We start from the raw sequence: 11,687 nt of genomic DNA, 5'->3' as shown, positions 1-11,687 counted from the left end.
CGGACGGTAAGGAAACGCATCCTCTAGCCGCAAACATACCGCTGGGACGTCTGGCCGAGCCGGAAGAGATAGCTCGCGTCGCTATGTTCCTTCTGTCGGATCTCGCCTCGTACGTGAATGGTCAAGCGATCGACGTAGACGGCGGCCAAAGCGCCGTTTGATCCGGCTGCCCGGCCTGGGCATCAACCGTGCTGCTTGTTCCTGGCTCACGACAGAGGCTCAGATTCAAAACTACTCAGGAGAAGAACGCCGTGACCCAAACCAGTCGAAGCGGGGAGCAAGCAGCTGACAAGAATGCGATTCGTCCGTTTCATGTGAATATTCCGGAAGCGGAACTCACCGAATTGCGCAGGCGCATCAACGCGACAAAGTGGCCTGAACGCGAAACGGTTACCGATGCATCACAGGGAGTTCAGCTCGCGACCACACAGGCGCTGTGGTGACAACTGGGCGTGAGCTACCAGTACATCGGCCCGACACGAGCGAAGCGCGTCAAAGTCCTCGGGGAAGATGGCGTCCCGCAGGTCAAGCCCGAGGCCATCCTTGAAACGCGAGCTTTTGGGATTGCCGGTGAGCCAGTGGCGACGCGTCTAAGCGAGCGATAAGCGGGCCTTCAACGACCAGCCATGAATAACAATATATCGAGAAGAGTATTGCTTGAAGTTTACAAACGGTTTGGCTCAGGTTTGGGATCGATTTCCCGCTCGGGCCCCGCCGTATTTGGGACAGTGCATACACTGTCCCAACCAGGCCGACCAGGATGAGCGGTCTCCTCTCTACTTTCCCACTCCATCAATCGAGATTGTCTGAGGCTTCCGCTCATTGTCGATCAGGACGAGCTTCTCCTGGAAGGTGCCGGTCTTGCTGGGCGAGTAGGTAACTGCAACTTGACATTTTTTCCCGAGTGCCACCGGACTGCTCGTGCAGCCTGACGCATCGATCGCGAAGTCGGTCGTCGTCGGGAACGCGCTCTGCATTACCGACACTATCTGTAGGGGACCTGTATTCCGCTTCGGGTTCGAGAGGGTCAGTATCTTGGTCTTCGTCGTTCCGACTTTGAGCATGCCGAAGTCGAGTGCGCTCGGACTATGCTCGACAGAGCCAATTGGCTTGAGCGCTGTCACCGTGGTGGTTGGCCCAAAAACGGTAACTGGAAGTCCATCAGCGGCAACTGGTGATGAGCTCACTGCAGTAACCATGAGCGTCGCGTCCGCAGCGGGTTTAGCAGTAGACACGGTCGTGGTTACACGAATTCCCATTGAACTGTTCTGATTGATCGTTAGCGGCGGATCGAAGTTGAAGACGTTCGACGCCCCGATACTCTGGCTCAGGGGCATTGCCGAACCCCCGCTGCTATCCACAGTTAGTGCCGAAACCTCGTGTGCGTGATTGAGCGCGATTGTCACTGAACTGATTTGGGCGGTGCCGCCGCTCGCGTTGGTGACCACGAAAGTCCCGGCAATCGTCTGCGATCCAACGAAATTACCAGGTGCGATCTCCGAGACCTTTATTTCCGACGAGCCGTTCAGAGTGACGCCCGGCGGCGGTGCCGGCATCGGCGTGATCGTTCCGCTCGAGAGCGCAAGCGGCTGGCCGAGCGAGGTATAGCTCATCGGCATGGTGATCACACCGCCCTTGCTCACCGGTATCGAGTCGTAGTCGTAACTGGCGAGCGTTGCTTGCAAAGGATCGCCCAACGAGACATCGACATTGGCCGAACCATTACGGACGCCGGTAAGCGTTAACTTGTAGTCATTGCGATTTGTCAGCAGAAAATAGGTATAGAGAGCGCCGTTGCTGTCGGGCAGTAAGTATTGCCATGAATCGGGGATCTGCGTCACTCCGCCACTCGGCGGTAGTCCATTTATTCGCCCCAGCCCGTCCTCCACATAGGCCTGCACGGGACCGCTGACAACGACCTGGAGCGTATAAGTCTCGTTGTCCAACGGCGGATCGCTCGGCCGATACGGGTGCGGCGCCTGGAGCGCTCTCGATCCCTGGCTGGGATAGCTGCTGCCGCCCGTCAGCGGATATAGCCCCTTTTGTGTCGAGGTATCTGTGGTGCCCGTTTCCAGGTTGAGAACATCCCAGCCATCCCACGAATAAATGTCCGGGCGCTGAGCAATCCAAGGATCGAGCACCTCGCCGGTCTGATAATAGTTGGTGCCATGATCGTAGAGCACGACCGCATGATGCCCGCCAAAATTGGATTGGACAGGTCCATAGTCCAGGTCGTTGAAGTAACCGGCGGTCTGCGCGTCTCCATGGAGTGCGTTGAGCAGATCAAGGACCTGCCCCTGGTAGCCACCGCATGAGTCACTCCACAAACCCTGCTGGAGCGATTGGGGAACGGCACTCGATATTCCCGGCAAAGATGTCACTGCGGCTCCGATGTTGTTAAGAACACCGGTACCGAAGCCGGTGGCTAAGACCCCCGAGGGGATCGCCTTTTGATAAAGACGCTCGAGCACATCGCGGTCTGTCTCGCCGGGACGGCGGATCGTGTCAGCTACGGTTAGGCCGTGGGGCAAATTCGGATCGGGCGGTAGAATCGTGAGCGTCGCGCTCGTGTGATCGCCACTCGCGTCGGAAGCCGTTATGTCGCCCTGTCCTTCGGTCTTCGCACCGCGGATCCGCACTTGCGCGCTGCCGTTCTGATCAGTCGTTTGCCGCGCGTTTGAGACGAGAGTCCCGATAGACGAAGGTACTGAGAAAGTCACGGTCTGCCCGGATACGGGTTTCAGATTCGAATCGACCAGGTTGACGGTCGCGTACGTAGTGCTGCCGTCGTTGGGAATCTTTACTGGGTTGAGCGTAAGACTCAGCGCGCTGCAGAGGTCTGGAACCTTGCTCGTAAAGGTTAGCGGCGAACTATTGCCGCATTCCTGATTCATCGCTTGCGTAAGTTGTACTGAAGCGCCCGGAGTGCAGCTCAAATAGAGTGCATCGATCGAAGGGCACGTGCTGGAGGCGACCGTGACGTTCGTGAAGTTTGCGATGGTTCCGTCGGAACCGTCGGAGGTCGCTTCAAGCCTGATCGTTATAGTTTGACCGGCCCACCGCGTGAGATCGTACGACTTGGTAATCGGCGTATTGTCGGTGCAGTCGAGTGAGTCGTCGGCGTAAACCGAAGGTGGAGAATAACTATCGAGCTGAGTTGTCTGGCCGCCGGCTACGACCGATATCGTCACCAGGGTCGCATCGAGATCGTTCCATGATCGAAAACTGAGAGAGTACGATCCCTGCGGCAGGGTAATGGTCTGCTCGACGTACCCGTCGGCGCCGCCGGGTACATCAATTCCGAGATATGTTCCGACCGAGTTGCAGGGCTGGCCGTCTCGCAAGTCGAACATCGGATAGCCGCTGAAGCCGCCGCTGCTGACGGCGACGGAAGTCCAATCAGCCAAGCCGTTGAAGTTGCCGTTCTGGATCAGGTTGCCGCCGCCGCTGGTGCCGCTGGCTTCTTGCGATGTAACGGTGAATTGGAGCGTGTCGCCCTGGGAGATCTTCCCGAGATTGATCGGCTGCCGCGATCCTGCTGGCGCCGAACCATCACTGTAAACGGGGGTTCCATTAACCGATATGGAAAGGTCGTCCGTGACGTTGAAGGGCGTAGTTCCGTCGGGACCACCCGAGATGACGACCTGCGTATCCGATGCGCCCGCCGGTCTCGCTACCAACGCGATCGCCAACGCAACGAGCGAAACTCTCAACCATCGCGTCAGACCGCCGCTCGAATGGGGTTTGTTCACTTTATCAACAACTTCCTCGAATAGAATTCCCGAGGACAATCGCAGAAGCGGGACGCGAAGCTCAATTCGGGTTTCTACGTATGGCTGCCCGCCCACTAGGGTGAAGAACGATTTCGCCTTGCTATTTGGTGTCGCCTACGGATGGCATGTCTGCTATTTTCATTGCATTGCGCGTGATAAGACTGATTTGCGCAGATATGCGAGGATCGCAATAGCCAAAGGACACTCGCCTTAGATCATGTCCCTAATCGATCGCCAGCTGACCGAGCTGCTGGAATTTCTGCCCCGCCTTTATTCGCTCCACAACATCGCGACCTTTGCTCAACATGTAGTTGATACGCTGCAGATCCTGATCCCGAGCGATTCGATAGGTTACAACCAACTGAATGTTCGCGAAGGGCGAGTCTGCGCGATCGTTAAACCTTCGCACGATGGTTCAGCTGATCTCTATCCCGTCTTCGCCGACCGAATCCACGAGCATCCTACCGTCAGCTACCAGCAGTCATCGGGTGCGACCAATGCGCTGCGGCTCTCAGATTTCGTATCGGTGCGCCAGTTCCATCAACTCGGGATCTATCAAGACTTCTATCGTAAGTTGAAAATCGAGCGCCTCCTCAGCGTATCGTTTCCCGACGGCGACACAGGTGATCAGCTCGCTCTTGTATTTGCACGCAGTGGTACGGACTTCGATGACGCCGAAATGGAGCTGTTGAATGTGCTGCGGCCGCATTTCCTGCAAGCGCATCGCAATGCGCTTGCCTTCTCGCGCCTAGAGCAAGCTGACGCGGCACTTCAAGCCAGTTCGCACGCGATGGTTGTACGATGCCACGGCGATTCCATTCGCTTCGCCTCACCGCGAGCGTCGAACTTGCTAACCCGGTTCTTCGCAGGCACGGATCCCTGCTACCGTAAATTGCCCGATGACTTGAGTCGCTGGGCGCGCGGGCACCGCGAACTCTCCGCGACGATGAGTTCGATCGCCGCGCCCATTGAACCGTTTTTGAAGAATCACGGAGATGCAAAGCTGCTCGTGAGATTCCTGCCCGGGACCGACGAGGACTACGCGATCCTACTCGAAGAGCAGATCGTCGATTCAAAGGGCGAGCGATTGATCGACTTAGGCCTCTCCGGTCGTCAGGCCGAAGTTCTCCACTGGCTTGCTCGAGGCAAGACCAATTCAGAAATTGCCACCATTCTGGGCGTGACGAGCCGGACCATCGAGAAGCACGTCGAACATATCTTTGATCGGCTCGGTGTCGAGAATCGGATGGCGGCGGGTGTGATTGCGTGGAGGATGACGGGCGCTCACAGTTTTTGAGCAGCGGTTATCTCGCCGCTACTTTCTGTTTCGGTCACTTGTTATTGCCGGCAGCGCCCCTCTCGACTTTGGATCTACCGTCGTCGGAATTTGAGGATGGCTCCGCACATCACCGGCGTTACGCAACTGGGCGGATGAAAGGCGTGGAACTGAAATTCGTCCTGGACCTCCGCATAGCTGAAGGAAGCGAGGTTTCGCGTCCACCACCCCGATGTGCGCGCAAGCCTTTCGAGTCGAGCTGGCTGCCTAAAAAGTCCTTGATTTTGGGGGATTTTGTGGCGCGCCCTGAGGGATTTGAACCCCCGACCCTCAGATCCGTAGTCTGATGCTCTAATCCGCTGAGCTAAGGGCGCGCTGTAACCATCTAAATTCCCATATCACGGCGGGCCTATCAAGATAGCGGCGCTTGGGGGACCCAGACGCTGACCGATGTTCCTTCGCGGAGGCGGCTTTCGATTTTCAGGGCGCCGTGATGCAGCGAGACGATGTGCTTAACGATCGCGAGGCCGAGGCCGGTGCCGCCGAGCTCGCGCGAGCGGGCGCGATCGACGCGATAGAAACGTTCGGTCAGCCGCGGGATGTCCGCGGCCGGGATGCCTTCGCCCGTGTCGCTTACGATGAGCGCCACACCCGGCGTTTCCGCCGCATCGTTCCATCCGGCCATCGCGCGCGCTTCGGCTGTCACGAGACCTTCGCGCGGCGTGTACTTAATCGCGTTGTCGATGAGATTGAGCATCACCTGATGCAGCCGGTCGCGATCACCGTACAGCTTCGGTATCTCGGCCGGGCACTTCACTTCGATCCGGATCCCGCGCTTGGCGCCGTATTCCTGCATCAACTCGACCGCCTCTTCGATCACACGGCGCGGTTCGGTCGCCTCGAATTTGAGCGGCGTCAGACCGCGCTCGAGGTCTGACAACGAAACGAGATCGTCGAGCAGACGCGCCAGGCGGCGCGCCTGGCGCTCGATGATATTGAGAAAGCGCGAGACTGTCTCGGGATCATCGACGCCGCGAATCAGCGTCTCGGCGTAGCCGTACAGCGCGCTCAGCGGCGTGCGCAATTCGTGGGTGAGGTTGGAGATGAAATCGGCACGCAGCGTCTCGTATGACTTGAGCCGCGTGATGTCGTGGAAGACGAAGACGAACGCGGGACCGCGCGGCGTGCGAATCGCGATCGCGCTCGCACCGACATGCAGCGGCGCCGGGATCTGAATCGCAATCTCGGCGCTCGCAACACCGTCAACCGTCGAGCGCATCGAGTTTTCTACGAAGTCCTGCAGGCGCGGATCGCGGCACAGCTCGATCAGCGGCGTCGTTCGATAGTCTGTATCCGCATCGAGCGCGAACATCTTGCGCGCGGCACCGTTGAGCAGGATTACCTCCCCGCGCTGCCCCGTGACGACAACCGCCTCGGTCATGCTGCGCAGGATCGCTTCGAGCTCGTCGCGTTGCTCGGTCAGCGACTCAAATTCGTCGATTACCTTGTCGGCTGCGCCGAGCAGGCGATGCTCCGCGCGGCCCATCGGATCCGGGTCGTCGGGCAGCACGTGCGACGGCAACCGACGTTCTTCGAGCGCTGACGCAACCGCGTCGAGCCGCTCCGCACGCCGCTCCCATGCGCCGCCGAGCGCGATCGCGAAGACCAGGCCCGCGCCCAAGCCAAGGGCGAGCACAAGTCCGACAATGAATAGCGGCACGGCGCCCTGCGCGCCGAGGACGATCAACAGGACCGCCGCCGGCAGCATGCCCAGCACGACGGCGGCGATGAAGCGAAAAGTCGGAGCGCTAGCCAAGCGCTTCCGGATTGAACCGGTAGCCGACACTGCGCACGGTCAGGATTAGCTCCGGGTTAGAGTCGTCGCGCTCGATATGCTGACGCAGGCGGCGCACGTGAACATCAACGGTGCGTGGCTCGACGAAGGTATCGCGGCCCCAGACCATGTCGAGCAGTTGCTCGCGGGTGTAGACGCGCATCGGATGCTGCACGAAGAATTTCAGCAACTCGAACTCGCGCAGCGCAAGGTCCTTCTTCTTGCCGTCGACAAACACCTGGTAGGTGCCGAAATCCATTCTGAGCCGGCCCTTTTCGAAAATACCCGCCGATTCGGGCTCGGCGATTGCGTTGGCGCGGCGCAAGAGCGCCTTGACGCGCGCGATAAGCTCGCGCGGGCTGAAGGGCTTTACGACGTAGTCGTCGGCGCCCATCTCGAGGCCTAACACTTTGTCAACTTCGGTGCCCTTGGCGGTCACGATCAGGATCGGCAGGCTGGCCGTCTCGGCCCCGCTGCGCATCGTGCGACAGATCTCGAGCCCCGGCATCCCCGGCAGCATCAGGTCGAGGACCATCAGATCCGGGATGCGCCGCTTGACCTTCTCGATCGCCTGAGCGCCGTCGCCCGCTTCCTCGACGATGAAGCCTTCCTGCGCGAGATTGTAGCGGATGAGCTCGCGGATATCGGCGTCGTCCTCAACGATCAGGACGCGATATTTCATCCCGCGCTGGGATTCCTGAATGGCCTGAGCTGCTTGTGTCATGGTGCCTCCCTCGCCTCCCTCTTCCTCGTCTCAACGTGCTTGATCATCTTGCCCTTGACCATGTACACGACCATCTCCGCGATATTGGTGCCGTGGTCTGCGATCCGTTCGAGGTACTTCGATACGAACAGCAGCCGCGTGGCAGAGCTGATGGTGTGCGGGTCCTCGGCCATGTAGCTGAGCAACTCGCGATAGACCTGGTAGTTGAGCATGTCGACTTCGTCGTCGCGTTCGATGACCTGGTCGGCAAGCTCGGTGTCGTCACGCATAAAGGCATCGATACTGTCCTTGACCATCGACTGCGCGATCTCGGCCATCCGCGGCAAATCGATATAGGGCTTGAGCTGCGGCACGGCGTTGAGCTCGAGGGCGCGCTCGCAGATATTCACCGCATTGTCGCCGATCCGCTCGAGGTCGGTCGTGATCTTGAGCCCGGTCGTGATGAAGCGGAGGTCGCGCGCGGTCGGCTGATGGAGCGCCAGCAGGCGGATGCACTGCTCGTCATTCTCGATATCGAGGCGATTGACTTCCTGATCGCGCTCGATGACTTCGCGTGCATGGTCGCTGTCGCGACTGACCAACGCCTCAACCGCCTCGGCAATCTGGCGCTCGACCAGCCCGCCCATCTTGAGCAGACCGGCGCGCAGCGCGCGCAAGTCCTCTTCGTATTGCCGATTGGTATGCTGCGGCAGGGTGTGATCCATCTTGTACTCCCGGGGATTAGCCGAATCGTCCCGTAATGTAGTCTTCAGTTTCGCGCCGCGACGGGTTGGTGAAGATCTGCTTGGTCTCGCCGTACTCTATTAGGTTGCCGGTGTACATGAAGGCCGTCATGTCGGAGCAACGCGCGGCCTGCTGCATGTTATGCGTCACTATTACGATAGTGTACTCAGCCTTGAGTTCCAGCAATAGTTCTTCGATGCGCGCGGTCGAAATTGGGTCGAGCGCCGAGCAAGGTTCATCCATCAGTAACACTTCGGGCCGCACCGCGAGCGCGCGGGCAACGCAAAGCCGCTGCTGCTGACCGCCAGAAAGACTGGCACCGGGACGGCGCAGGCGATCCTTGACCTCCTCCCACAATGCCGCCTGACGCAGGCTGCGCTCCACGAGCTGGTCGCGCTCGGCGCGGCTAACCTTGGTGCCGTTGAGCGTCAGACCCGCGGCGACGTTGTCTTCGATCGACATGGTCGGGAAAGGCGTGGGCTTCTGGAAGACCATCCCGATGCGGCGGCGGATCTGGACCGGGTCGATGCCATCGCCGTAGATGTTGTCGCCGTCGAGCAGCACTTCGCCGTTGGCGGTCGCGCCCGGAACCACCTCATGCATCCGGTTGAGGCATCGCACCAGCGTCGATTTGCCGCATCCCGAAGGCCCGATGATCGCCGCGACTTTCCGGTCGGGGAAATTCAGGCTTACATCGTGCAACGCGTGATGCTTATTAAAGTAAGCGTTTAGGTTCTTAACGAATAGCTTGTCGGCCATATTTACCTTGGAGCTTTCGACGAGCCCCCCGTAACCGCACGCACACCCAACTCCAGAGCGAGAATCATCGCTGTCAGCACAAGCGCGCCCGCCCACGCCTGGCGCTGCCAGTCTGCGAACGGCGCGATCGCGTAGGTATAAACCTGCACCGTCAGCGTGTTGATAGGACGAAAGAGCGAGAGCGACCAGAATCGGTTACCGAATGCTGTAAACAACAGCGGCGCCGTTTCACCGGCGACACGCGCGACGGCCAGGATGACGCCGGTAGCGATGCCAGCCATCGCAGTCCGTGCCACCACCGCGAGCGTCGTTTTCCACTGCGGCACGCCGAGCGCGAGCGAGGCCTCGCGCAACTCCGGCGGTACCAGCGCGACCATCTCTTCGGTGGTGCGCGTCACGAGCGGGACCATGATCGCGGCCAGCGCGACTGCTCCCGCCAGCGAAGAAAATCCGCCCATCGGGCGGACGACGACGGCATATGCGAAAATACCAACGACGATCGATGGCACCCCCATCATGACGTCAGCGCAGAATCTCACGGTATTGGCGAATCGATCGGCGCGATGGCTCGCGAGATAGAGTCCCGCGCCAACGCCGACCGGCACGCCGAGCAGGCATGCGATACCGACCACCTCGAGCGTGCCGACGATGGCGTTCGCCATACCGCCGCCCGGCTCACCGACGGGGGCCGGCATATGAAAGAAAAATGCAAAGTTGAGGCTGGCGAACCCCTTCATCAGGAGGTAGCCCAGCACCAGGAAGAGCGGAATGAGCGTGAGGATCGTCGCCCCCACGGTAACCGCCATCATGAAGTCGCTCTTGAACTTGCGATACCGATAGCTGGTTTCGCGTCGCAGCCCGATTGCGCCTGCCGCCATCTCAATCCCCCGTCTGGAATCGCCGCGCCGATACGCCATGCACCAGAGCGCGCGCAACCACGTTGAGGAAAATTCCAAGCAACAGCAGCACCAGGCCCAACTCGATCAATGCCGCCAGGTGCAGATCGGACGTCGCCTCGGCAAATTCATTTGCGATGACGCTGGCCAGTGTTGCGCTGGGTTTGAACAGCGACAGCGAGATGTCCGATGAGTTGCCGATCACCATCGCGACCGCGATCGTCTCGCCCAGCGCGCGCCCGAGGCCAAGGATCACGGCGCCAATAACGCCCGTGAAGCCATAGGGAATAACGGCCGTCGTGACCATCTCCCATTTGGTCGCGCCAAGGGCGATCGCCGCTTCGCGCTGGAAATTCGGCACGACCCGGAACACATCGGTGCATACCGACGAGATGTACGGGATGATCATGATCGCCAGGATCACCGACGCCGACATCATGCTGACGGCAATCTTCGGACCCTTGAAAAACGGCGTCCATCCCCACCAGAACTGCAAAAGCGGCATCACGTGATCGCGCAGCCACGGTCCCATGATGAAAATCGCCCACAGACCGTAAACCACGCTCGGAATCGCCGCGAGCAGATCGACCAGGAAGCCGAGCCGCCTGCTCAGCCAATCCGGCGCCATCTCGCTGAGGCATAACGCTACGCCGAGACTTAGCGGCACCGCGATCAGCAGCGCGAGCATCGAGGAGACGAAGGTCCCGTAGATGAACGGCAGCGCACCGTACTCTTCGCTGACCGGATCCCAGTTGGTGCTGATAAGGAACGAAAGGCCGAAATGCCTGATCGACGGCCAGCTGTCCCAAATCAGTGCGAACGCCAGACCCCCGAGCAGAAGGAGGATCGAGAGAGCGAGCAAAAACGTCGTCGTGTTGAAGATCCGATCGCCGAAGAGGCGCGTCCGGACCTGCGCCTTTGCCGCCTCGCGCTTGACGACCGTGAGATTCTCAGCCACGGAGCTATCTAACTCTGCCAAGGAAGGATGTCCTCAATAAGCTGGCCTTGGGCCGGGCACGTACACTTCCGCCCTGCCGGAGCCTGAGCCTTCAGTAAGTGTAATCAGTCAATATTGCGGAAGTGTTACGTCGACTGGAAAATCAAGTGAAACCGTGTGTTAAAATGTAGAATCGTTGATCCCGTATCAGGCTCTGATGAGCGCAAAATTGCCGCTGGTTTCCTAGCTCGCCGTTATTCTCTCCGCCCCATCCATGTAGGGCCGCAGCACCTTGGGAATCGTAACGCTGCCGTCCTCATTCTGATAGTTCTCGAGAATCGATATTACCGTGCGCGGCAGCGCGAGTCCTGAGCCATTTAACGTATGCACCAGCTCGGGTTTTCCGCCCTTGGAGCGGAACCTTATCTGCGCGCGGCGGGCCTGGAAGTCGGTGCAATTCGATACCGAGCTGACCTCGAGCCATTCGCCGCAGCCCGGCGCCCACATCTCGAGGTCGTAGGTCACCGCGCTGTTGAAGCTGAGATCTGACGTGCACAGCTCGACGACCCGATAGGCAATTTCGAGGCGGCGGCAGATTTCCTCGGCATTGGCGACCATCTTGTGGAATTCGTCGTCGGAGGTTTCCGGCCGCACCACCTTGACCATCTCGACCTTGTCGAATTGATGGCCCCGCTTGATGCCCCTGACGTCGCGCCCTGCCGACATCTTCTCACGCCGAAAACAGGGCGTGTACGCCGCCATATA

Annotated in this window: 10 protein-coding genes and 1 tRNA gene; 2 read left to right on the top strand and 9 right to left on the bottom strand. The window is 59.6% G+C overall.

The window, feature by feature from the left end; all coding sequences use genetic code 11:
• The first annotated feature begins 251 nt into the window (after positions 1–251).
• Entirely contained in the window at positions 252–443 is a 192-nt protein-coding gene (locus VMA09_17470) for an epoxide hydrolase N-terminal domain-containing protein (GenBank protein ID HUA35403.1), read from the top strand.
• 333 nt (positions 444–776) lie between these two features.
• Here VMA09_17470 and VMA09_17465 read toward each other — a convergent pair whose 3' ends face one another.
• Positions 777–3,752: a choice-of-anchor D domain-containing protein gene (locus VMA09_17465; GenBank protein ID HUA35402.1), complete on the bottom strand. Its 2,976-nt coding sequence runs from the start codon at positions 3,750–3,752 to the stop codon at positions 777–779.
• Positions 3,753–3,990: 238 nt separating this feature from the next.
• On the opposite strand from VMA09_17465, the gene VMA09_17460 reads away from it, so the two are divergent.
• The gene (locus tag VMA09_17460; GenBank protein HUA35401.1) at positions 3,991–5,070 is read left to right on the top strand and encodes a helix-turn-helix transcriptional regulator; all 1,080 of its coding nucleotides are present in this window, start codon (positions 3,991–3,993) and stop codon (positions 5,068–5,070) included.
• Between the two features lie 276 nt (positions 5,071–5,346).
• On the opposite strand, the gene VMA09_17455 is transcribed toward VMA09_17460, so the two are convergent.
• The 8 genes from VMA09_17455 to VMA09_17420 all read right to left on the bottom strand — a co-directional run.
• Positions 5,347–5,423, bottom strand: a tRNA-Arg gene (locus VMA09_17455).
• Positions 5,424–5,461: 38 nt separating this feature from the next.
• Positions 5,462–6,865 (bottom strand): ATP-binding protein, encoded by a 1,404-nt coding sequence (locus VMA09_17450; protein HUA35400.1) that lies wholly within the window; start codon positions 6,863–6,865, stop codon positions 5,462–5,464.
• Positions 6,858–7,607 (bottom strand): response regulator, encoded by a 750-nt coding sequence (locus VMA09_17445; protein ID HUA35399.1) that lies wholly within the window; start codon positions 7,605–7,607, stop codon positions 6,858–6,860. Before VMA09_17445 ends, VMA09_17450 begins: the two co-directional genes overlap by 8 nt.
• Positions 7,604–8,311, bottom strand: coding sequence for a phosphate signaling complex protein PhoU (phoU, locus tag VMA09_17440; GenBank protein ID HUA35398.1), 708 nt, complete (start codon positions 8,309–8,311; stop codon positions 7,604–7,606). The genes VMA09_17445 and phoU overlap by 4 nt, the downstream gene beginning before the upstream one ends.
• Before the next feature lie 16 nt (positions 8,312–8,327).
• Positions 8,328–9,089, bottom strand: coding sequence for a phosphate ABC transporter ATP-binding protein PstB (gene pstB / locus VMA09_17435; protein ID HUA35397.1), 762 nt, complete (start codon positions 9,087–9,089; stop codon positions 8,328–8,330).
• 2 nt (positions 9,090–9,091) lie between these two features.
• The gene (gene pstA / locus VMA09_17430) at positions 9,092–9,967 is read right to left on the bottom strand and encodes a phosphate ABC transporter permease PstA (GenBank protein HUA35396.1); all 876 of its coding nucleotides are present in this window, start codon (positions 9,965–9,967) and stop codon (positions 9,092–9,094) included.
• A gap of 1 nt (position 9,968) precedes the next feature.
• The gene (gene pstC / locus VMA09_17425; GenBank protein ID HUA35395.1) at positions 9,969–10,943 is read right to left on the bottom strand and encodes a phosphate ABC transporter permease subunit PstC; all 975 of its coding nucleotides are present in this window, start codon (positions 10,941–10,943) and stop codon (positions 9,969–9,971) included.
• 222 nt (positions 10,944–11,165) lie between these two features.
• Positions 11,166–11,687 (bottom strand): aminoacyl--tRNA ligase-related protein (locus VMA09_17420; GenBank protein ID HUA35394.1); only part of this gene is annotated, 522 nt, incomplete at its 5' end.

This window comes from Candidatus Binataceae bacterium, from assembly GCA_035508495.1.
Classification (GTDB): Bacteria; Desulfobacterota; Binatia; order Binatales; family Binataceae; genus JASHPB01.
The sequence above is the reverse complement of the archived record's forward strand: the minus strand, read 5'-3'. Positions and strand labels throughout refer to the sequence as shown.

Coding starts and splice junctions, on each gene's coding strand:
- VMA09_17460 (HUA35401.1), top strand. CDS start 3,991: ATGTCCCTAATCGATCGCCAGCTGACCGAGCTGCTGGAATTTCTGCCC.
- VMA09_17445 (HUA35399.1), bottom strand. CDS start 7,607: ATGACACAAGCAGCTCAGGCCATTCAGGAATCCCAGCGCGGGATGAAA.
- phoU (HUA35398.1), bottom strand. CDS start 8,311: ATGGATCACACCCTGCCGCAGCATACCAATCGGCAATACGAAGAGGAC.
- pstB (HUA35397.1), bottom strand. CDS start 9,089: ATGGCCGACAAGCTATTCGTTAAGAACCTAAACGCTTACTTTAATAAG.
- pstA (HUA35396.1), bottom strand. CDS start 9,967: ATGGCGGCAGGCGCAATCGGGCTGCGACGCGAAACCAGCTATCGGTAT.